Raw genomic sequence first — 20,891 nt, 5'->3', positions numbered from 1 at the left:
GTCTACCCCAGCCACTGCGGCTGGCGGATTCCCGCCGATTCCCCTGCTTAAGCTGGAGTTGCAACCGGATGGCGATGTCCCTGGCCGAGATCCGATACCTGATCAACCGCCTGAGCGGCCTGGCCCGGCGCAGTCTGGCCAGCCTGCGCACCCGTGGCTGGCGGGCGACCTGGCAACGCATCCGCGTCCATACCCAGCGCGCCGTCCCCGCCCCGCGCACGCCGCTGTACCTGCCACCGGCCCAGGCGTTCGCGCCGTTCGCGGTGCCGTTCAGCGAAACACCGGTGGTGAGCATCATCATCCCGGTCTACAACCACGTCGAGCACACCCTGGCCTGCCTGCGCGCGCTGGCGGCGCATCCGCCGGCCGCCGCGTGCGAGATCCTGGTCGTGGATGACGGCAGCAGCGATGCCACCACGCACTGGATGCCGCAGGTGACCGGGCTGCGCTACGAGGTGCGCGCACACAACGGCGGCTTCATCGACGCCTGCAACGACGGTGTGTCGCGCGCACGCGGCCGCTACGTGGTGCTGCTCAACAACGATACGGTGCCGCAGCCGGGCTGGCTGGATGCCCTGCTGGACACCTTCGGCAGCGTGCCCGACGCCGGCCTGGTCGGCAGCCAACTGCTGTACCCGGACGGCCGCCTGCAGGAGTCGGGCGGGGTGATCTTCGCAGACGGCAGCGGCTGGAGCTACGGGCGCTTCGAGGCCGCCGACGACCCGCGCTTTGCCAGCCTGCGCGACGTCGATTACTGCTCCGGTGCCGCCGTGATGCTGCCGCGTGCGCTCTGGCAACAGCTGGGCGGCCTCGATACCCGCTACCGGCCGGCCTACTATGAAGACACCGATCTGGCCTTCAGCGTGCGCGCACAGGGCCTGCGGGTGCTGGTGCAGCCGGCCAGCCGGGTGATCCACGACGAAGGCACCAGCAATGGCACCGACACCGGCAGCGGGGTAAAGGCCTACCAGGTGCGCAACCAGGCCATCTTCGCGGCCAAGTGGGCGGCCGAACTGGCCCGCCATCCGGCGGTCGGTGAAGTGCCCTCGCCGGCACTGCTGCTGCGTGGCCGCCGCCAGGTACTGATCCTGGATGAAGAAATCCCGCAGCCGGACCGCGATTCCGGCTCGCTGCGCCAGGTCAATCTGATCCGCCTGCTGCTGCAGGGCGGTGCCCATGTGGTGTTCGTGCCGACCCGGCGCGAGCATGCCGGTGCCGCCACCGAAGCGCTGCAGCGGATGGGCGTGGAGGTGTGGTACGCCCCCTTCCTGGACGGTGTGGCCGGCTGGCTGCGCAACCACGGCGCGCGCTTTGATGTGGCCCTGCTGGTGCGCCATCACGTGGCCCACGAGTGCCTGCCGCTGCTCAAGCGATACGCCCCGCAGGCACGCACCGTGTTCGATACCGTCGACCTGCATTACCTGCGCGAACGCCGCGGCGCTGAAGTCGCTGGCGATGCAACCCTGCTGCGTGCGGCCGAGCGCACGCGCAGCAGCGAGCTTGCGGTCATGGAACAGTGCGACATCACCGTACTGGTCAGCGCCGCCGAGCGTGAGCAGCTGCAGGCCGATGCACCCGGCGTGCGCGTGGAACTGATCTCCAACCTGCACGAAGTGGCCGGCGCTGGCGCACCTTACAACCAGCGCCATGACCTGGTCTTTGTCGGCGGTTTCCGCCACCCGCCGAACCTGGACGGCATGACCTGGTTCATCGGCGAGGTGTTCGGGCGCATCCGCGAGCGCCTGCCGGAGGTACGCCTGCACTGCATCGGCGCAGCCGCACCGGAGGCATTGCGGGCGCTGGCCGAGCGCCAGCCGGGCGTGCAGATGCACGGGTTCGTCGAGGACATCACGCCCTACATGGACGGCGCGCGCATCGCCATCGCGCCGCTGCGTTTCGGTGCCGGCGTAAAGGGCAAGATCAATCTGAGCATGGCCCACGGCCAACCGGTGGTGGGCACCACCTGCGCGGTCGAAGGCATGCACCTGCATCCCGGCCAGGATGTTCTGGTGGCCGACGATGCCGCCGGCTTCGCCGAGGCGGTGGTGCGCCTGTACCAGGACCCGCAGCTGTGGCAGCAGCTGTCCGATGCCGGCCTGGCCAACGTGGCCGAGCATTTCTCGCTCGATGCGGCCCGGGCGACCGTACAGCGGGTGTTCTTGGCCTAATCGGCGCGTGCGCCGGCACGGCGCAGGCGGTCTTCGAACGCGGGCAGCTCGGCCAGGTCCGGTTGCAGCTGGCGGGCCTGTTCGGCGGCGTGGCTCGCGAACGCCACATCACCGCTGCCCAGCCGCTCGCTGCCGATTGCCAGCCAGCGCTGGGCCAGCCGCAGGCGCGCGGACGGCAGACCGGAGGCGGTCGGCGACAAGGTCTGCCAGGCCTGCAGGCAGGCCCCGGCGGCCTGCACGCGGTTCTGCCGCAGGTTGTCGTCATAGCAGCGGCGGCTGGCGGGCAGCAGCCGCGCGGCGGCGGCCTTCACCCGTGCGTCCCGCGGTGCCAGCGACTGCGCCTCGCGCAGCGCATCGAATGCACTGTGGCCGGGAGGACTGATCCACTGACCGGCGGCCTCGGCGCGCTCGATCCTGCGCAGGTGGTCGCGCAGCTGGCGCTCGCGCTGCGCAGTGCCCAGGCGCGGCTGCTGCAATGCGTGCTGGGCCTGCTGCGCGCGCGACAGCCGCTGCGCCAGCTGCTGCTGTGCCGCCGAGGACGCACCCAGTGCCGCCGCCAGCGCCGCATCGCGCTGCGCGGCCTCGAACTGGAAGTCATTGGCCAGCGTCTGGCTGCGCGCCAGCACCGCCTGCAGCGTCTGCTCGCGGCCGCGCTGGGCGTTGGCATCGTCCGGTGCCGCCGCCAGCACGGCCAGGAACCCCTCGCCCGCCGCGTCCAGCTGCTGCCGCCGCAGTGCGCGATGTGCCTGCTGCAGCCGCTGGTCCACGGCCCGTGCCAGCGCTTCCTGGCTGGCCGGCAGATCGGCATGCCCGGCATCGAACTGGCGTGCGCGCAGCAGCATCGCCGCCGACTCGGCCAGCGCGCCACGCGCAGCGCGCGCGCGCGCCTGCTGCAGCAGATCGCTCAGTGCGTCCTCGCGCCCTTCCAGCGCCGGCAGGTTGTCCGGTTGCAGGGCCAGGATGCGCTGGAACAAGGGCAGCGCACTGCTGTCGCCGTCATCCAGCCGGCCCGCCGCGAAGGCGTTGCGTGCCTGCGCCAGCAATGCGCCGATACCAACGCCTGCACTGCGCCGCGCCTGCAGCTGGCGCGCCACGTCGTCGCCCTCTGCCTGCGGAACCTGCAGTTCGCGGGCCAACGCCAGTGCCTGCGCGCTGCCTTCCAGGTCGTCGCGCAGCAGGCGGTCACGCGCCTGCTGCAGCGCCGCCGCACCGGTACGCGCCAGGCCCTGGCGTGCCTGCAGGCGGTCACCATCAAGCGCCAGTGCGGCCTGGTAACGCTCGCGTGCACCACTGCCATCAGCCTCGCTCAGGCGCCCTGCGGCCAGCGCACGGTCGGCCTCGGCCAGCAGTTGTTCAATCTGCGGCTCATCCCAGAACCAGTCGGCCAGCGGTCCACGCAGCAGCACCAGCAACACGAACACCGCCAGCGCCGCGACCAGCGCCCAGCGCCAGACCCGGCGCGCATGGCGTGCCTGCAGCCACCACCAACGGCCTTCGCGGCGGACGCGGTCCAGCGCCGGATGTTCAGCGCCATGCGGGCGATGCGGAGGCTCGCGTTCCATGCGTGCAGGGTAGCCGGGGCAGCGTGAAGCTCAGCCGAGGCGACGCGCCTCGCTCACGCCCGGCAGCGCATCCAGCTTGCCCAGCAGGGTCGACAACTGGCCGTAGTCGCTCACCTTCAGGCGCAGCCGAAGATGGGCCCGGCCGCTGTTGCGCACGTTGTCGCTGTGGATATCGAGCACGTAGGCGTCTTCCTGGGCGATCAGGTTGGTGATGTCCTTCAGCAGCCAGCGGCGGTCGACCGCATCGACCACCACGTCCACCTCGTAGCCACCGCCGGCCTGGCCCCACTCCACCGGCAGGATGCGCTGCGGGCTGGTGGCCGCCAGGCGGGCCAGCGCGGCACAGTCTGCACGGTGCACGGTGACACCCCGGCTACGGGTCAGGTAGCCGACGATCGGTTCGCCGGCCACCGGCTGGCAGCAGCGCGCCAGCTGCACCAGCAGATTGCCCACGCCCTGCACGGTGAACTTGGACTTGCCCAGGTTCTCGCGGCGCGCGGTCGGGCGCGGCAGGGTCGGTGCGGGCGCCGGTTGGCTGGCCGCACGCTCTGCTTCCAGCAGCGCCCGGCTGACCTGGTTGGGGCCGGTATCGCCCAGCGCCACCTGGATGTACAGATCATCGACGCTGTCGGCATGGAATTTCTTCGCCGCCAACGCCAGGTCCGAGTGCTGCAGCCCCAACCGCTTGAGTTCGCGTTCCAGCAGCTCGCGTCCGGCCTGCACGTTGCGCGCGCGGTCCAGCTTGTGGAACCAGCTGCGTACCTTCTCGCGCGAGCGGTTGCTGGCCAGAAAGCCCAGCGCCGGCATCAGCCAGTCGCGGCGCGGGTCGGCCTCCTTGCCGGTCAGGATCTCCACGCGGTCACCGCTGCGCAGGCGATAGGTCAGCGGCACGATGCGGCCATTGACCTTGGCCCCGCGGCAACGATGGCCGACCATGGTGTGCACCTGGTAGGCGAAATCGAGCGGGGTGGCGCCCTGCGGCAGATCCAGCACCTCATCCTTCGGGCTCAGCGCATAGACGCGGTCTTCGGTCAGCTCGGCATCGAGCGCCCCGGCCAGTTCGTTGCCCTGCCCGTCCTGGGCCTGCTCCAGCAGCTGGCGCATCCAGGTGATCTTGCGATCGAAGGACTTCTCCGCGCCCTTGCCGCCTTCCTTGTACTTCCAGTGCGCGGCCACGCCCAGCTCGGCCTGCGAGTGCATCTCGTGGGTGCGGATCTGCACTTCGATGGTGCGCCCTTCCGGGCCGACCACGGCGGTATGCAGCGAACGGTAGTCATTGGCCTTGGGCCGCGCGATGTAGTCGTCGAACTCGCTCGGCACCGGCGCCCACAGCGCATGCACCACGCCCAGCGCGGCATAGCAGGACGCAACGTCGTCCACCATCACCCGCACCGCGCGGATGTCATACAGCTGGTCGAAGGCCAGCCGCTTCTTCTGCATCTTCCGCCAGATGCTGTAGATGTGCTTCGGGCGGCCACTGACTTCGGCCTTGATGCCCTGTGCGACCAGCTCGCGCGACAGCACCTTCTTGACGTTCTCGACGTAGCGCTCGCGGGCGATTCGGGTTTCGTCCACCTCGCGCGCGATGCGCCGGTAGGTCTCCGGCTCCAGATGGCGGAAGGCCAGGTCTTCCAGTTCCCACTTCAGCTGCCAGATGCCCAGCCGGTTGGCCAGTGGCGCGTGGATGTCGCGGGTGAGCTGGGCCAGCGCCCGGCGCTGTTCCTCGTCCAGCTTGTCGGCCGCACGCATGCGCGCCAGCTGCCGGGCCAGCAGAATCGGCACCACGCGCAGGTCGCGGATGATCGCCAGCAACAGCCGGCGCAGGCCTTCGCTGTTGCGTCCCGCTTCGCGCCCGGCGTGCAGCGCCCACACCGGATCGGCCGCATCCTGGCCATCGAGCAGGCCCACCACGGCGGCCTTGTGTGCGCCCAGCGGCAACTGCTCCAGGCTGGCGCGCAGGCCGGGCAGATCGAACAGCAGTGCGGCCACCACCGCGCCTTCGTCGGCCGACAACATCGCCAGCGCATCGAGGGTGTCACCCAGCACCGACCAGCTGGCACGCATCTGCGGGTCGCATTCCGGTGCTTCCCAGTGCTCGCGCAGGGCCTGGCGCAGCGGAGCAGGCAGCACCGCTGCCGAGGGACGGTTCAACAAGGCATCCAGGCCGGGGACGGAAGCGCGGTTCACAGCATCGAGCAGGTAAGACAGAGACCCCTACACTAGCGCCGGCGCCGTTCAGGGACAATCACCGCGGCCACCATCACCCGGCATGAAGACATGCCGCTACACTCGCCCACACACCCAGGAGAGACCCGCCATGCCTTCGATTGCCCCGCGCGTCCGCCCACGGCTGCTGGCCTGTGCCGCCGTGTTGCTGTCCCTGTCCGCACCGGCACTGGCCCAGCGCACGGTGGATGGCGACCTGCAGCAGCAGATGTCGCCGGCCGAGTTCCAGGCCGCCGGCCTGGACAAGCTCAGTGCCGCCGAACTGGCCTCGCTCAACCGCTGGCTGCAGGGCAAGGTGCAGGCCGCCACGACCCAGGCCGTCGCCACCGCACGTGAGGAAGGCCGCCAGGAAGTGATCAAGAAGAACCGCGGCTTCTTCGACTTCGGCAGCGACGAGCCGATCGAAAGCACGCTGCAGGGCGAGTTCCGCGGCTTCGCCAAGGGCCGCCGCTACGTGCTGCAGAACGGGCAGGAATGGGAGCAGGTGGACGCCACCCAGTTCTCCGGCAGCGCCAGGCAGACGCCGAAGGTGAGCATGCGCCCGGGCCTGATCGGCGTGTGGTACATGAAAGTGGACGGGGTGAACGTGCAGCCGAAGGTGCGCCGCGCCAAGTAACGCCGTCGCTTTCCGGTAGCGCCGGGCATGGGCCCGGCGCTACCCCCCCGGAATCACGCCTGGCGCAGTGCCGCCACCCGCTGCGCCAGTTTCTTCGCCGAGATGCCGGTACGCGCACCCAGCTCCTGGGCGAACAGCGAAACGCGCAGTTCTTCCAGGTCCCAGCGCAGCGCCTGCCACTGCGGCCGCTCGCGCAACCCCTGCTGTTCGCCTGCCTGCAGCGCCTCCAGGAACGGATGCAGTTCCAGCATGCGCGCCTGGTCGCGCGGCGGATCGCGCTTGGCGCGTTCGGTGCGCAGGATCATCGCCTTCAGATAGCGCGGGTACTGCGCCAACGCGTCGGCCGGGGTGTCACGCAGGAAGCCTGGGTGGATCAACCCGGCTAGCTGCGCTTCCATGTCGTCCAGGTTGCCTCGCGCCCAGCCCATCAACGGCGCTTCCAGCATCGGCTTGAGTTCGGCCACCAGTGCCAGGATGCTCTCGGCCAGCTTCAGCCGCGACATCGCTTCGCCGAACAGGGCCTTGGCGGCATGCTCGCGACGCTGCTCGAAGGCGGCCGCCTCGCGGATGTCTTCCAGCCCCTCGGCCAGCACGGCGTTCATGGCCGCATCGACCAGGTCACCGCGCAGGCGTTCCTGCGATTCGATCGCCGCGTACAACAGGCCGGTCTTGGCGCCGACCGGCAACTGCTTGCGCGCCTGCTTGACCTTCTCGGCCAGGGCGATTTCCAGCAGGCGGCGCACGCCCAATGGATGAGCCTCCTGCGCCTGCTGGCGGTCGGCGAAGATGCGCAGCGCCACGCTGTCGCCCTCGTCCAGCAAGGCCGGATAGGCCGGCACGCCCGCTTCGCCAGGTACCTGCAACGGAATCGGCGTGGCCGGGAAGCTGCGCAGCCCATCGGCCGCCATCTCGCGCCCGGCACGTGCGGCGAAGGCATCGCCGGCACGGCCACCGAACTTCGCGCGCAGGGCGTCGAGGTCGCGCGAGGTCGCCAGCACCTTGCCCTGTTCGTCGCGCAGGCGCAGGTTCATGTGCAGGTGCGGTTCGATCGACTCCGGCTCGAAGTCGGTGGCCGCCACAGTGGCGCCGGTGGCCCGTGACAGGAAGCGCGCCAGTTCGCCGGTGATGGCATCGGCGCTGGGCTGCGGGAACGCTTCGAAGAAGGCTCGCGCGAAGTCCGGCGCCGGCACGTAGTTGCGGCGCATCGCCTTGGGCAGGCTGCGGATCAGGGCCGAGGCCTTGTCGGCCACGAAGCCCGGCGCCAGCCAGCCCAGCTGCACCGGGTCCAACGCGTTGAGCAGGTGCAGCGGCACATCCAGGGTCACGCCATCGTCGTCGGCGCCCGGCTCGAAACGGTAGTGCAGCGGCAACCGCGCCTGGCCCAGCGCCAGGTACTTCGGGTAGCGCTCCTGCTCGCTGCCCTCGCCGGGCAGCAGATCGGCCAGGCTCCAGTGCAGGGCCTTGCGCTGTTCCGGTGCCAGTGCCTTCCACCACGTATCCAGGCCTGCGGCCGAATGGATCTGCGGCGGCACCCGGTCCAGGTACCAGCGGGCCTGCCAGTTGTCATCGGCGACGATACCGGCCCGGCGCAGCTTGGCTTCTTCCTCGCGTGCGACCTCCAGCACCTTCTGGTTGTCGACCACGAAGCTGGCGCGGGTATTGATCTCGCCGGTTACCAGGGCCTGGCGCACGAAGATGTCGTGGGCCTCCACCGGCTCGATGCGGCCGTAGTGCACCGGCTTCTTCGGCGCCAGTACCAGCCCGAACAGGCTGATCTGCTCCGACGCCAGCACCTGGCCCTGCGCGCGCGACCAGTGCGGATCGAAGTGCTTGCGCAGCAGCAGGTGCGGCAGTTCGGCAATCACCCAGTCCGGCTCGATCGCGGCCAGGGTCATGCCCCACACCTTCTGCGTATCCAGCAGATTGGCCGCCAGCAGCCACGGCGGCGGCCGCTTGGACAGCGCCGAACCCGGGAACGGCAGGAAGCGACGCTGGCGTGGCGCCTGGAAATCGCCCTTTTCGGTGCGGTGACCAATCTGCGTCGGCAGGCCCGCCACCAGCGCCCGGTGCAGGGTCTGGTAGGCGGCAGCGCGCACGCGCTCGCTGAAACCGCCGCCGGCAGGCGCCTGTTCCTTCTGTGCACGCACGGCCAGCGGGGCCGGTGCGGCCTCGGCCTTGCCTTCGCGGGCCAGGCGTGCCGCGCGATGCAACTGGCCACGAGTGGCCTTCACTGCGGCCGCATCATCACGCGCCACGGCCGGCGCACTGCTGCCGGCCAGCAACGGCGCCATCGACGCCTCGTTGGCCTCTTCCTTCCAGCCCAGTTCCTCGCACAGCAGGCGCAGCTGGCGATGCAGCTCGCGCCACTCGCGCATGCGCAGGAAACCGAGGAAATGGCGGCCGCACCAGTCACGCAGCTTGGACTGGGTCAGCTCTTCATGGGCCTGCCGATAGGCATCCCACAGGCGCAGCACGCCGACGAACTCGGAGCGGCCATCGGCGAACTGCGCATGCGCGCTGTCGGCTGCACCGCGTGCTTCGGGCGGGCGTTCGCGCGGGTCCTGGATGCCCAGGAACGAGGCGATCACCAGCATCGGCCGCAGGCAGCCGGCGGCCTGCGCGGCCACCAGCATGCGCGCCAGCTTCACGTCCACCGGCAGGCGTGCCATCTGCTTGCCGATGGTGGTCATGCGCCGCTCGGCGTCGATCGCGCCCAGCTCGGTCAGCTGCTGCCAGCCATCGGCCACGGCACGTTCGTCCGGTGCTTCCAGGAACGGGAACTCTTCGATGCGGCCCAGGCCCAGCTGCAGCATGCGCAGGATCACCCCGGCCAGGCTGGAGCGGCGGATTTCCGGATCGGTGAACTCCGGCCGCGCCTGGAAATCGGCCTCGGCGTACAGGCGGTAGCAGATGCCCTCGGCGATACGGCCGCAGCGGCCCTTGCGCTGGTTGGCGCTGGCCTGCGAGATCGGCTCGATGTGCAGGCGGTCCAGCTTGTTGCGCGGGCTGTAGCGCTTGACGCGGGCGAAACCCGGATCGACCACATAGCGGATGCGCGGCACCGTCAGCGAGGTTTCGGCCACGTTGGTGGCCAGCACGATGCGCCGGTTCGGGCCCGGATTGAACACCCGGTCCTGGTCCTGGTTGGACAACCGCGCGTACAGCGGCAGCACCTCGGTGTTGCGGTACTTGCGCCGTTCCAGCGACTGGTGCGCATCGCGGATCTCGCGCTCGCCGGGCAGGAAGATCAGCACGTCGCCGCGCGAATCCAGGCGGGTGATCTCGTCGATGGCCGACACGATGGCATCGTTCACCGTGCGCTCGCCCTCCTGCTCACCCTCGCCTTCCAGCGCGCGGTAACGCACCTCCACCGGGAAGGTGCGGCCTTCGACGCTGATCACCGGTGCATTGTCGAAATGCTGGGCAAAGCGTTCGGTGTCGATGGTGGCCGAGGTGACGATCAGCTTCAGGTCTGGGCGCTTGCGCAGCAGCTGCTTCAGGTAGCCCAGCAGGAAGTCGATGTTGAGGCTGCGTTCGTGCGCCTCGTCAACGATGATCGTGTCGTAGTTCGACAGCCAGCGGTCACTGGCGATCTCCGCCAGCAGGATGCCGTCGGTCATGAACTTGATGCGGCTGTCGTCGCTGACCTTGTCGTTGAAGCGCACCTGGTAGCCCACCAGCTGGCCCAGTTCGCTGTGCAGTTCCTGCGCGACGCGGCTGGCCACGGCGCGTGCGGCAATCCGTCGCGGCTGGGTGCAGCCGATCATGCCGGCCTGGCCACGGCCGGCGGCCAGGCACAGTTTCGGCAGCTGGGTGGTCTTGCCCGAGCCGGTCTCACCGGCAATCACCACCACCTGGTGGTCGCGGATCAGCTCGATGATGGCGTCGGCTTCACGCGCAATCGGCAGCTGCGGGTCCAGAGTAATGGACGGCTGTTGCTGCGCCCGCGCCTGCCGGCGCTGCACCGACGCCTGCAAGGCCTGCTCGAAGGTGGCGGCCAGCGCCGCATCCTGTGGCTTGGCCTGGCACCGCGAGAGCATTCCCAGCAAACGGCCCCGGTCGCGGCTCATGGCGCCGTCGATGGCGGCGCGCTGTTGGCGCAGGCGGGGCGATGGATTTTTATCGATAGAGTTCATCAATCGGTTCGTTCAAAACTTTGAAAGCGACCAGTCATCACGACCGGTTTATTGTGAAGGCCAACGATTCCACAAGGAGGAACCCCATGGCGAAGACCAAGAGCACGACCAAGGCCAAGACCGGCAAGCAGAAGCTTGCAGCGGCGGCACCGTCGGCGCCGAACATCGATATCGGGATCACCCAGGGCGACCGCAAGAAGATCGCCGACGGTCTGTCGCGCTTCCAGGCCGATGCGTTCACGCTCTACCTGAAGACGCACAACTTCCACTGGAACGTGACCGGGTCGATGTTCAACTCGCTGCACACCATGTTCGAAACGCAGTACACCGAGCAGTGGGCGGCACTGGACGACGTGGCCGAGCGCATCCGCGCGCTGGGCTTCAATGCCCCGGGCTCCTACCGGGAATTCGCTGCGCTGACCTCGATCGCCGAGGAACCGGGCCTGACCGACAGTGCGGACTGGCGGGAAATGGTACGCCAGTTGGTGGTCGCCAACGAAGCGGTCTGCCGTACGGCCCGTGAAGTGCTGGACGTGGCCGCCAAGGGCGACGACGCCCCGACCGAGGATCTGATGACCCAGCGCCTGCAGACCCACGAGAAGTACGCCTGGATGCTGCGTTCCCTGCTGCAGTAAGGGCTGGGAGTGGTTCGGCAGGGCTGCGCCCTGCACCCGCCGAATCAACGGCAACGGCAACGGCAACGACCGGAGCAAAAGCGGGTTTCCTGAGGGTTGGCGGGGTGGGTCCGGTTGCGGGGGACGCCGTAAATACGTCCTTGTAGGCTCGGTCGCGCCATCCATGGCGCTCACGCCCCCGCAACCGGACCCACCCCGCCTTCGACAGTTTTCCGCGATCTGCCGGCAAAGCCTGGGGTCAGATCCGTTTTCCGCAGGAAAACGGATCTGACCCCATCTTGTTCATTCGATATCTGACAGAGGTGTCGACCAAGGTCGACACCTACCCACAGCCGCGTGAACCTGTCAGAGGCGGGGCGGTGTCGGATTGCGGGGTGTCCGCGGCATGGATGCCGCGGCCAAGCCTACACGGACGTACTTGCGGCGTCCCCGCAATTCGACACCGCCCCGCCAACCCACGGATAGCCCGCTTTTGACGTTGACGTTGCTCCAAGCAGGTGCAGGGCGCAGCCCTGCCGAACCCCTGCCCCCCCCCCCCCCCCGGGGTAAACTAGCGCGATGGCTTCCCGTCCCGCGCACGACCTGCTCCAACGCGTCTTTGGTTACGACGATTTCCGTGGTCCCCAGCAGGACATCGTGGAGCATGTGGCTGCCGGTCACGATGCCCTGGTGCTGATGCCCACCGGCGGCGGCAAGTCGCTTTGCTACCAGGTGCCGGCCCTGCTGCGTGACGGTTGCGGCATTGTCATCTCGCCACTGATCGCCTTGATGCAGGACCAGGTCGAGGCCCTGCGCCAGCTCGGCGTGCGTGCCGAGTACCTGAACTCGACGCTGGATGCCGAGACCGCCGGCCGCGTCGAGCGCGAACTGCTCGCCGGCGAGCTGGACATGCTCTATGTCGCGCCCGAGCGGCTGCTGACCGGTCGCTTCCTGTCGCTGCTGTCGCGCAGCCACATCGCCCTGTTCGCCATCGACGAAGCGCACTGCGTGTCGCAATGGGGCCACGATTTCCGCCCCGAGTACCGCCAGCTGACCGTGCTGCACGAGCGCTGGCCGGATATTCCGCGCATCGCCCTGACCGCCACCGCCGACCCGCCGACCCAGCGCGAGATCGCCGAGCGGCTGGACCTGCAGGACGCGCGTCACTTCGTCAGTTCCTTCGACCGCCCCAACATCCGCTACACCGTGGTGCAGAAAGACAACGCGCGCAAGCAGCTGACCGACTTCCTGCGCGGCCATCGTGGCGAGGCCGGCATCGTCTACTGCATGTCGCGGCGCAAGGTGGAGGAGACCGCCGAGTTCCTGTGCGGCCAGGGCTTCAACGCCCTGCCCTACCACGCCGGCCTGCCACCGGAAGTGCGCGCCAACAACCAGCGCCGCTTCCTGCGCGAAGACGGCATCGTGATGTGCGCCACCATCGCCTTCGGCATGGGCATCGACAAGCCGGACGTGCGCTTCGTTGCGCATACCGACCTGCCCAAGTCGATGGAAGGCTACTACCAGGAGACCGGCCGCGCCGGCCGTGATGGCGAAGCCGCCGAAGCCTGGCTGTGCTACGGTCTGGGCGATGTGGTGCTGCTCAAGCAGATGATCGAGCAGTCCGAGGCCGGCGAAGAACGCAAGCAGCTGGAGCGGGCCAAGCTCGACCACCTGCTGGGCTACTGCGAATCCATGCAGTGCCGTCGCCAGGTGTTGCTGGCCGGCTTCGGCGAGACCTATCCCCAGCCCTGCGGCAACTGCGACAACTGCCTGACCCCGCCAGCTTCGTGGGATGCCACCATTGCGGCGCAGAAGGCGCTGAGCTGCGTCTACCGCAGTGGCCAGCGCTTCGGCGTCGGCCACCTGATCGACATCCTGCGCGGCAGCGAGAACGAGAAGATCAAGCAGCAGGGCCACGACAAGCTGAGCACCTATGCCATCGGCCGCGACCTGGATGCACGCACCTGGCGCAGCGTGTTCCGCCAGCTGGTGGCCGCCAGCCTGCTGGAAGTGGACAGCGAGGGCCACGGTGGCCTGCGTCTGACCGATGCCAGCCGCGCCGTGCTCACCGGCCGCCGCCAGATCAGCATGCGCCGCGATCCGGCCAGCAGCAGCACCGGGCGCGAGCGCAGTGCGCAGCGCACCGGCCTGTCGGTGCTGCCGCAGGACCTGGCCTTGTTCAACGCCCTGCGCGGCCTGCGCGCCGAGCTGGCACGCGAGCAGAACGTCCCGGCGTTCGTGATCTTCCACGACAGCACCCTGCGCAACATCGCCGAACAGCGCCCGACCAGCCTGGACGAACTGGCCCGGGTCGGTGGCATCGGCGGCACCAAGCTGAGCCGCTACGGCCCGCGCCTGGTGGAGATTGTGCGCGAAGAGGGGTAGCCCCGGGCCAACCTGGCGATGCCCGCCGGCCCGCTGACCGGCCGCGCTGCGCGCTCGTGGCGATGCTCTTCGTAGAGTCGAGCTTGCTCGACTGCTTCGCGCATCCAGTCGAGCAAGCTCGACTCTACAGACCCCACCCTGGTGCCGCTCCAACCTTGAACACGCCATTCAGCAAGAAGTGCATCCGCGCCCACTTGCGGCTAAATTGACGCCATGTCCCTCGCCTCGACCCTGCTCCGCGTCGTGCTCATGCTCAGCCTGTTGCTCAACGGGCTGAACGCGGCCATGGCTAGTGGTCATGAGGAAATGGGGCGCATGGCCCATGCCATGGCCGCCACGGCTGAAGGCAGCGACGCCGACTGCCACCACCACGCCGGCATGCAGGCCGAGGAAGCGCCGCAGGCCAAGGCCCCGGCCCACGACGCCCACTGCCAGATCAAGGACTGCGTGCGTAGTTGCGCCCAGCACCCGCTGCTGGTGGTGCAGCCGTTGCCGTACCTGGCCGGTCCCGGCCTGTCGCTGGCACCGCAGCCGATGCCGGCCAATGGCCGCCCGGCGCCGCCGCTGCCGCCGATCTCGCGCCCTCCCATCGGCTGATTCCCCACGCAGCGTGCGCGCTGCGCACCGGAGCCGGCGGCCTGCCGGCGTCTTTCCGTGTCTGGAGTCATCCTCATGAATACCCGTAATCCCCCCGGCCCGGGCGCCCTGCCCATGCCGTCGCGCCGCCTGTTCGTGCAGGGCCTGGCCGCCGGTGGCGTGGTCGCCGGCATCGCCGCCGTCGGCGTGCCGCAGCGCGCGCTTGCCGCGGCCAGCGCCACCCCACGCTTGGCCGGCGCCCCGGCCGTACTCAGCGATACCCGCATCGAACTGGCCATCGGCGAATCGCTGGCCAACTTCACCGGCCGCACCCGTCCGGCGATCACCGTCAACGGCTCGCTGCCCGCACCGATCCTGCGCTGGCGCGAAGGCCAGACGGTGGATCTGTTCGTGCGCAACACGCTGGACCGCCACCCGACCTCGATCCACTGGCACGGCATCCTGCTGCCGGCCAACATGGACGGCGTGCCTGGCCTGAGTTTCAACGGCATCGGCCCCGGCGAGACCTACCACTACCACTTCGACCTCAAGCAGTCGGGTACCTACTGGTACCACAGCCACTCGATGTTCCAGGAGCAGGCCGGCCTGTACGGCGCGCTGATCATCGACCCGGCCGAACCGGCGCCGTACCACCACGACCGCGAGCACGTGATCATGCTGTCCGACTGGACCGACATGGACCCGGGCGCGCTGTTCCGGCGCATGAAGAAGCTCGCCGAGCACGACAACTACTACAAGCGCACCCTGCCCGACTTCCTGCGTGACGTGAGGCGCGACGGCTGGTCGGCCGCGCTGTCCGACCGTGGCATGTGGGGCCGGATGCGGATGACGCCGACCGATATCTCCGACATCAACGCGCACACCTACACCTACCTGATGAACGGCACCGCCCCGGCCGGCAACTGGACCGGGCTGTTCCGCAGCGGCGAGAAGGTGCTGCTGCGCTTCATCAACGGCGCCTCGATGACCTACTTCGACGTGCGCATCCCTGGTCTGAAGATGACCGTGGTGGCCGCCGACGGCCAGTACATCCATCCGGTCAGCATCGACGAATTCCGCATCGCCCCGGCCGAAACCTACGACGTGCTGGTCGAACCCAGCGGCCAGGACGCGTTCACCATTTTCTGCCAGGACATGGGCCGCACCGGCTTTGCCGCCGGCACGCTGGCGGTACGCCACGGGCTGCAGGCTCCGATTCCTGCGCGCGACCCGCGCCCGCTGCTGACGATGAGCGACATGGGCCACGACATGGGGGGCGGCGGTCATGGCGGCCACGACATGGCCGCGATGAAAGGCATGGAAGGCGGCTGCGGCGCCAGCATGGGCCACGGTGCGCACGGTGGTGGCGATGCCGCCAGCAAGGCACCAAAGCATCCGGCCAGCGAGCGCAACAACCCGCTGGTGGACATGCAGAGCTCGGCCACCGAACCGAAGCTGGACGACCCCGGCATCGGCCTGCGCGACAACGGCCGCCAGGTGCTGACCTACGGCGCGATGCGCAGCCTGTTCGAAGACCCGGATGGTCGTGAGCCCAGCCGCGAAGTCGAGCTGCACCTGACCGGGCACATGGAGAAATTCTCCTGGTCGTTCGACGGCATTCCGTTTGCCAGCGCCGAACCACTACGGCTGAACTACGGCGAGCGCATGCGCATCGTGCTGGTCAACGACACCATGATGCAGCACCCGATCCACCTGCACGGCGTGTGGAGCGATCTGGAAAACGCACAGGAGCAATTCCAGGTCCGCAAGCACACCATCGACATGCCGCCCGGCACTCGCCGCAGCTACCGCGTGCGCGCCGATGCACTCGGCCGTTGGGCTTACCACTGCCATCTGCTGTACCACATGGAAGCGGGCATGATGCGCGAAGTGAGGATCGAAGAATGAGCCGCTCACTGCTTTCCCCCAGCCTGCTGGCGCTGGGCCTGGCCACCGCACTGCCGGTGTTCGCGCAATCGCATGCCGGGCATGACATGGGCACGATGGACGCGCCGGCGAAGACCGCTACGACGCCGGCCGAACCGGTCGATCATTCGAAGATGGATCATTCGAAGATGGACCACTCGACCATGGATCATTCGACCATGGACCACTCGAAGATGGACCATGGCGCGATGCAGCCGGCGAAGATGGACCATTCCACGATGGACAACGCCGCCATGGGACACGGCGCGCCCGCGCCGACCGAACCGCGCGAGCCGATCCCGGTGCCCACCGATGCCGACCGCGCCGCCGCCTTCCCGCCTATCGCCCACGGTGCGATGGAGCACGCGCCGGAGATCAACAGCCTGTTGCTGATCGACCGCCTCGAACACTGGGATGGCAAGAGCAGCAACGGCCAGGCCTGGGAAGCCACCGGCTGGATCGGCGGCAACATCAACCGCCTGTGGCTGCGCACCGATGGCGAACGCAGCAAGGGCCGCACCGAGTCATCGGCGGTTGAAGCCCTGTATGGCCGCAGTGTGTCGCCATGGTGGGACGTGCTGGTCGGTGTACGCCAGGACTTCCGCCCCGCCGACTCACGCACCTGGGCGGCGGTCGGCATCCAGGGCCTGGCGCCGTACAAGTTCGAAAGCTCGGCCACGCTGTACCTGGGCTCCGGTGGCCAGGTGCTGGCCAAGGCCGAGGTCGAGTACGACGTACTGCTGACCAACCGGCTGATCCTGCAACCGTTGCTGGAAGCGACGGTGGCGGCCAAGGATGAACCGGAGTACGGCATCGGCCGCGGCCTGAACAAGGTCGAAGCCGGGCTGCGCCTGCGCTATGAGTTCAGCCGCCGCTTCGCGCCGTACATCGGCATCAGCCACGAACGCAGTTTCGGCGACACCGCCGACTATGCCGGTGACCACGCCCGCGACACGCGCTGGGTGGCCGGCGTGCGGATGTGGTTCTGAGCAGCGGATCGTGAGCAACCGCCAGCCCCGGCAAACGCCGGGGCCGGCTACACTGCGCCTCGTTCCATTGCAGGCCCCGCCATGTCGCTGCAGATCCGCCGCGCCACCCTTGCCGACGTCGACGCGTTGTCGGCCACCGCCATCGCCACCTACAACGAAACCTGGGGCGACTCGTATCCGCCGCAGGAACTGCACGATTTCCTGCAGGCGCACTACAGCCGCGAACCGCAGCGCGCGGAACTGTCCGACCCGCGCAGTGCGATCTGGCTGCTGATGGACGGCGACAACGTGGTCGGCTACCTGGCCGCCGGCGCCAACACCCTGCCGCATGCCGAGGCACGCGAGGGCGACATCGAACTGAAGCGTTTCTACATCCTGGCCGACTACCAGAACGGCGGCCACGGCGCGCGCTTGATGCAGGCGTTCATGGACTGGCTGGACCAACCGCAGCGCCGCACCCTGTGGGTGGGCGTGTGGGAAGAAAACTTCGGCGCGCAGCGCTTCTACGCGCGCTATGGCTGCAGCAAGGTGGGCGAGTACGACTTCATCGTCGGCGACACCCACGATCGTGAGTTCATCCTGCGCCGCCCGTAATCGCGCCGTAGAGTCGAGCTTGCTCGACTTGCTTTCCCGCCCTTGTAGAGTCGAGCCATGCTCGACTGTGGGCAACAGCCAGTCGAGCAAGCTCGACTCTACAAAAGCGACGCGCCTAGAAATCAAACAGCTCGGACAGGAAGCTGTCCTTCTTCTTTTTCTTGTACCCATGGCCGTACTGCTGGCCACGGTTGTCCTCGTAGCGCTGGCCCAGGTGGCGGGTATCGCGATGCATCACCGGCGGCGGCGCAGCGGCCGGCTGTGCCTGCACAGGGGCAGGCGGCGGCACCGCAGCACCGGCGCCGGCGCGTTCGATGATCTTGTCCAGCTCGCCACGGTCCAGCCACACGCCACGGCAGCCGGGGCAGTAATCGATCTCGATGCCATGGCGCTCGGCCATCTGCAGGGTCTGGGTCTTGCACACGGGGCACAGCATGGGCATGGCTCCTGAAGGTCTGGCAACGACTCTACCTGCCCACGGATGACTGTGCGGCAACACATGACCGATGGCACAGGGACTTCCGGCGCGTGCCAGCGTCCCCGGCGCCTTCCACACTGCACGCTGGTTCCGCAGGGAGTGCGTGCATGACCGTCCTGTCCCGCCTGCCCAACGCCGCGCGCCTGCTGCTGGTGCTGCTCGGCGTCGGCCTGGGCCTGAATCTGCGCGATGTCGCTGCGGCCGCCGGCGCGCCGATTCCCGCCTTGCCCATGCCCTACGGCGGCAGCCTGCTGGACAACGCACTGGCCGTGCTGCTGGCGCTGCTGCTGGCCGCACTGCTGCGCCCCCGTGGGATGGGCCTGATGGCCAGCCTGGGGCTGCGCGGAAACGGCTGGCGCGGCCCGATGTGGGTGCTGCTGGCCAGCCTGCCCTGCTGGCTGGGCCTGGCGCTGCTGGGCACGCCCAACACCGCACTGACCACCCTGGATGCAACGATGCTCGCCGTGCTGTTCCCGCTGGCCGAGGAAGTGCTGTTCCGCGGCCTCGGCTTCGTGCTGCTGGTGAAGCTCATGCGTGGCCCGTGGCCGCTGCTGGCGCTGCCGCAGGCGCTGCTGTTCGGTTGGGTGCACTGGCTGGGATTCGGCGGCTTCGACGGCGGCGGTACCGCGCTGTTCGTCGGCGCGGTGATCGCACTGGGGGGATTCATCTTCGCCTGGCTCGACCACCTGGACGACGACACCCTGTGGTGCGGCCTGGTGCTGCACGTATCGATGAACCTGGCGTGGAATGTATTCAGCCTCGATGATGCCGTCGCGCTCGGTTGGCAGGCCACCAGCCTGCGTATCGGCACCGCCCTGCTGGCAGTGGCGGTGCTGGCCTGGCAGGTGCGCCGCCGGCGCCTGCGTCGGCTGTAACGCCCACTTAGCCTGGCGTGCACGCCGGGATCACCCCCGGCTTGCGCATACTTGCGCGCCTTTTCATTGCTGCTTTCCGGAGCTGTAGCGTCATGTTGCTGTCCAAGCGCCACGTTGAACCCCGCGTCCTGCTGATCGAGGATGCCGAGGAAACCCGCGAGCTGAGCCGTCTTGCGCTGGAAAGCCAGGCCTGCCACGTGGTGGGCGTGAGCTCGGCCGAAGCGGCACTGGGCCTGCTGGCAGCCGGTGAGCGTTTCGACCTGCTGTTCACCGACGTCAATCTGGGCGCGATCAGTGGCATTGAAGCTGCCAACCAGGTGCGCGGGCTGTACCCGCACCTGCCGATCCTGGTCACCTCGGGCATGGACCAGCACCAGGTGCTGCCGCAGCTGCGCGATGGCATCCATTTCCTGCCCAAACCGTACAACATGAGCGAGCTGCTCGACGCCATCCGGCTGTGCTTCCGGCACGCCGATGTGGGCGTGTTGACCGGGCCGGACGCACAGGCGGCCTGAGGCAGTCATCCACGCATGGCGTGGATCTACCGATTCCGCCTCTCGTCGGCGTGGATGCAGCCGACGATGACCCGCCTGCATCACGCCATAGGTGAATTGAAGCAGTAGATCCACGCCATGCGTGGATGCAACCGCCCATCACCCGCCGGTATCAGGCCATACGTGAACTGAAGCAGTAGATCCACGCCATGCGTGGATGCAACCGCCATCACCCGCCGGTATCAGGCCATACGTGAACTGAAGCAGTAGATCCACGCCATGCGTGGATGCAACCGCCATCACCCGCCGGTATACGGCCCCTCACCGGGCATTACGTCCAGCAGCGCACGGGTGATCACTCTCGGGTAGACGGTCAAGTGGTCCTCACCGTCGATCACCACGTTGTCCACCTTCAGCCTGCGGCCACTGCGCTCAAGCTGGGCGGTAAAGTCGGCGGTCTGCCGCAGCATGTCGTTGCCGGTTGAATAGCGCGGCCCCGGCTTGTCCGTTTCATAGCTGCCCACCGACAGCAGCACGCGGGTCGGCTGCGCCGGAATGACGGCGGCGTCCTGCATGCGCGGCAGCAGCAGCTGGTCGAACCACAGCGACGGACTGGACAGGATGTAGGTGCTGAACATGTCCGGCTGGGTGGTCAGCACATAGGCGCCGAACAAAGCACCATAGGAATGGCCGGCGAACATGCGGCGGGTGGGATCAGTGCGGTAGCGCGCGTCGATCATCGGCAGCACCTGCTCGGCGAGGAAATCGCGGTAGTGCGCCGCGCCGCCGTAGGTGACGTCATCACTGTAGTAGCCATCGGCCGTACGCGCCGGGTTGCTCGGCGTGTAGTCGCGCGAGCGGCTCTGCTTGGAGGTCAGCCCTTCCTGCGGCGGCAGGCCGACCAGGATGAAGCTCTCGATGTTGACGCCTTGCTGCCCCACCAGGTTGCGCACGCTGCGCACCAACGGGAAGCTGTACAACGCATCGGTGACGTACAGCACCGGGTAGCGCTTTTCCGGATGTGCGGCGTAGTCGGCCGGCAGTGCCACCCAGATCGGGTAATTGCGCCCTGCCGGGTCATGCACGCGCAGCGCTTCGGTATCTGGCAGCACCACGCCCGACACAGCGGCAGCCGGGCTCGCCTTCGCTTCACTCTGCGCTGCCGGCGGCGCCACCGACATCGCACAGCCGCTCACGGCCAGGCAGGCCGCCACACTCCATCCACGCACACGCTGCATCCACACTCTCCCGT

Annotated in this window: 15 protein-coding genes; 10 read left to right on the top strand and 5 right to left on the bottom strand. The window is 68.4% G+C overall.

Annotated elements, in window-relative coordinates:
• Nucleotides 1-68: 68 nt before the first annotated feature.
• Complete coding sequence (locus C9412_RS11880; RefSeq protein WP_107231801.1) at nucleotides 69-2,168, top strand: glycosyltransferase; 2,100 nt, start codon at nucleotides 69-71, stop codon at nucleotides 2,166-2,168.
• Here the strand turns inward: C9412_RS11880 and C9412_RS11875 are convergent.
• Both C9412_RS11875 and C9412_RS11870 read right to left on the bottom strand, forming a co-directional pair.
• Nucleotides 2,165-3,730 carry a hypothetical protein gene (locus C9412_RS11875; RefSeq protein ID WP_107231800.1) on the bottom strand — a complete coding sequence of 522 codons (1,566 nt, stop codon included), beginning with the start codon at nucleotides 3,728-3,730 and terminating at the stop codon, nucleotides 2,165-2,167. The genes C9412_RS11880 and C9412_RS11875 overlap by 4 nt on opposite strands.
• A gap of 30 nt (nucleotides 3,731-3,760) precedes the next feature.
• Nucleotides 3,761-5,917 (bottom strand): bifunctional (p)ppGpp synthetase/guanosine-3',5'-bis(diphosphate) 3'-pyrophosphohydrolase, encoded by a 2,157-nt coding sequence (locus tag C9412_RS11870; RefSeq protein ID WP_107231799.1) that lies wholly within the window; start codon nucleotides 5,915-5,917, stop codon nucleotides 3,761-3,763.
• A 130-nt stretch (nucleotides 5,918-6,047) separates the two neighbouring features.
• Between C9412_RS11870 and C9412_RS11865 the strand changes: the two genes are divergently transcribed.
• The gene (locus tag C9412_RS11865) at nucleotides 6,048-6,572 is read left to right on the top strand and encodes a hypothetical protein (RefSeq protein ID WP_107231798.1); all 525 of its coding nucleotides are present in this window, start codon (nucleotides 6,048-6,050) and stop codon (nucleotides 6,570-6,572) included.
• Between the two features lie 53 nt (nucleotides 6,573-6,625).
• Here C9412_RS11865 and hrpA read toward each other — a convergent pair whose 3' ends face one another.
• Nucleotides 6,626-10,708, bottom strand: coding sequence for an ATP-dependent RNA helicase HrpA (gene hrpA / locus C9412_RS11860; protein WP_107231797.1), 4,083 nt, complete (start codon nucleotides 10,706-10,708; stop codon nucleotides 6,626-6,628).
• Nucleotides 10,709-10,794: 86 nt separating this feature from the next.
• Here hrpA and C9412_RS11855 point away from each other — a divergent pair, with 86 nt between their 5' ends.
• The 6 genes from C9412_RS11855 (at nucleotide 10,795) to C9412_RS11830 (ending at nucleotide 17,792) form a co-directional block, all read left to right on the top strand.
• A complete protein-coding gene (locus C9412_RS11855) occupies nucleotides 10,795-11,343 on the top strand; it encodes a Dps family protein (RefSeq protein WP_006439098.1) in 549 nt (182 codons plus the stop codon).
• A gap of 558 nt (nucleotides 11,344-11,901) precedes the next feature.
• The gene (recQ, locus tag C9412_RS11850) at nucleotides 11,902-13,707 is read left to right on the top strand and encodes a DNA helicase RecQ (RefSeq protein ID WP_107231796.1); all 1,806 of its coding nucleotides are present in this window, start codon (nucleotides 11,902-11,904) and stop codon (nucleotides 13,705-13,707) included.
• Nucleotides 13,708-13,920: 213 nt separating this feature from the next.
• A complete protein-coding gene (locus tag C9412_RS11845; RefSeq protein ID WP_107231795.1) occupies nucleotides 13,921-14,304 on the top strand; it encodes a CopL family metal-binding regulatory protein in 384 nt (127 codons plus the stop codon).
• 75 nt (nucleotides 14,305-14,379) lie between these two features.
• Nucleotides 14,380-16,191: a copper resistance system multicopper oxidase gene (locus C9412_RS11840; protein ID WP_107231794.1), complete on the top strand. Its 1,812-nt coding sequence runs from the start codon at nucleotides 14,380-14,382 to the stop codon at nucleotides 16,189-16,191.
• The gene (locus tag C9412_RS11835) at nucleotides 16,188-17,198 is read left to right on the top strand and encodes a copper resistance protein B (RefSeq protein WP_107231793.1); all 1,011 of its coding nucleotides are present in this window, start codon (nucleotides 16,188-16,190) and stop codon (nucleotides 17,196-17,198) included. Before C9412_RS11840 ends, C9412_RS11835 begins: the two co-directional genes overlap by 4 nt.
• A gap of 81 nt (nucleotides 17,199-17,279) precedes the next feature.
• Nucleotides 17,280-17,792, top strand: coding sequence for a GNAT family N-acetyltransferase (locus tag C9412_RS11830; RefSeq protein WP_107231792.1), 513 nt, complete (start codon nucleotides 17,280-17,282; stop codon nucleotides 17,790-17,792).
• Nucleotides 17,793-17,907: 115 nt separating this feature from the next.
• Here the strand turns inward: C9412_RS11830 and C9412_RS11825 are convergent, their stop codons facing one another.
• Nucleotides 17,908-18,228, bottom strand: a complete 321-nt coding sequence (locus C9412_RS11825) for a zf-TFIIB domain-containing protein (RefSeq protein WP_061480338.1) — start codon at nucleotides 18,226-18,228, stop codon at nucleotides 17,908-17,910.
• Between the two features lie 149 nt (nucleotides 18,229-18,377).
• Between C9412_RS11825 and C9412_RS11820 the strand changes: the two genes are divergently transcribed.
• Both C9412_RS11820 and C9412_RS11815 read left to right on the top strand, forming a co-directional pair.
• Nucleotides 18,378-19,145 (top strand): CPBP family glutamic-type intramembrane protease, encoded by a 768-nt coding sequence (locus tag C9412_RS11820; RefSeq protein ID WP_107231791.1) that lies wholly within the window; start codon nucleotides 18,378-18,380, stop codon nucleotides 19,143-19,145.
• 92 nt (nucleotides 19,146-19,237) lie between these two features.
• A complete protein-coding gene (locus C9412_RS11815; protein WP_057496965.1) occupies nucleotides 19,238-19,660 on the top strand; it encodes a response regulator in 423 nt (140 codons plus the stop codon).
• A 278-nt stretch (nucleotides 19,661-19,938) separates the two neighbouring features.
• Here the strand turns inward: C9412_RS11815 and C9412_RS11810 are convergent, their stop codons facing one another.
• Nucleotides 19,939-20,877, bottom strand: coding sequence for an alpha/beta hydrolase-fold protein (locus tag C9412_RS11810; RefSeq protein WP_107231790.1), 939 nt, complete (start codon nucleotides 20,875-20,877; stop codon nucleotides 19,939-19,941).
• Nucleotides 20,878-20,891: the final 14 nt, after the last annotated feature.

It is taken from the genome of Stenotrophomonas sp. Nf1, assembly GCF_003028475.1.
Lineage (GTDB): Bacteria > Pseudomonadota > Gammaproteobacteria > Xanthomonadales > Xanthomonadaceae > Stenotrophomonas.
Note: the sequence above shows the minus strand (reverse complement) of the source record. Positions and strands in the feature narration are given on the sequence as shown.

What these genes read in the sequence shown, in the direction of transcription:
- C9412_RS11880 (WP_107231801.1), top strand. Translation starts at nt 69, where the DNA reads ATGGCGATGTCCCTGGCCGAGATCCGATACCTGATCAACCGCCTGAGC.
- C9412_RS11875 (WP_107231800.1), bottom strand. Translation starts at nt 3,730, where the DNA reads ATGGAACGCGAGCCTCCGCATCGCCCGCATGGCGCTGAACATCCGGCG.
- C9412_RS11865 (WP_107231798.1), top strand. Translation starts at nt 6,048, where the DNA reads ATGCCTTCGATTGCCCCGCGCGTCCGCCCACGGCTGCTGGCCTGTGCC.
- hrpA (WP_107231797.1), bottom strand. Translation starts at nt 10,708, where the DNA reads ATGAACTCTATCGATAAAAATCCATCGCCCCGCCTGCGCCAACAGCGC.
- C9412_RS11855 (WP_006439098.1), top strand. Translation starts at nt 10,795, where the DNA reads ATGGCGAAGACCAAGAGCACGACCAAGGCCAAGACCGGCAAGCAGAAG.
- recQ (WP_107231796.1), top strand. Translation starts at nt 11,902, where the DNA reads ATGGCTTCCCGTCCCGCGCACGACCTGCTCCAACGCGTCTTTGGTTAC.
- C9412_RS11845 (WP_107231795.1), top strand. Translation starts at nt 13,921, where the DNA reads ATGTCCCTCGCCTCGACCCTGCTCCGCGTCGTGCTCATGCTCAGCCTG.
- C9412_RS11840 (WP_107231794.1), top strand. Translation starts at nt 14,380, where the DNA reads ATGAATACCCGTAATCCCCCCGGCCCGGGCGCCCTGCCCATGCCGTCG.
- C9412_RS11835 (WP_107231793.1), top strand. Translation starts at nt 16,188, where the DNA reads ATGAGCCGCTCACTGCTTTCCCCCAGCCTGCTGGCGCTGGGCCTGGCC.
- C9412_RS11830 (WP_107231792.1), top strand. Translation starts at nt 17,280, where the DNA reads ATGTCGCTGCAGATCCGCCGCGCCACCCTTGCCGACGTCGACGCGTTG.
- C9412_RS11825 (WP_061480338.1), bottom strand. Translation starts at nt 18,228, where the DNA reads ATGCTGTGCCCCGTGTGCAAGACCCAGACCCTGCAGATGGCCGAGCGC.
- C9412_RS11820 (WP_107231791.1), top strand. Translation starts at nt 18,378, where the DNA reads ATGACCGTCCTGTCCCGCCTGCCCAACGCCGCGCGCCTGCTGCTGGTG.
- C9412_RS11815 (WP_057496965.1), top strand. Translation starts at nt 19,238, where the DNA reads ATGTTGCTGTCCAAGCGCCACGTTGAACCCCGCGTCCTGCTGATCGAG.
- C9412_RS11810 (WP_107231790.1), bottom strand. Translation starts at nt 20,877, where the DNA reads ATGCAGCGTGTGCGTGGATGGAGTGTGGCGGCCTGCCTGGCCGTGAGC.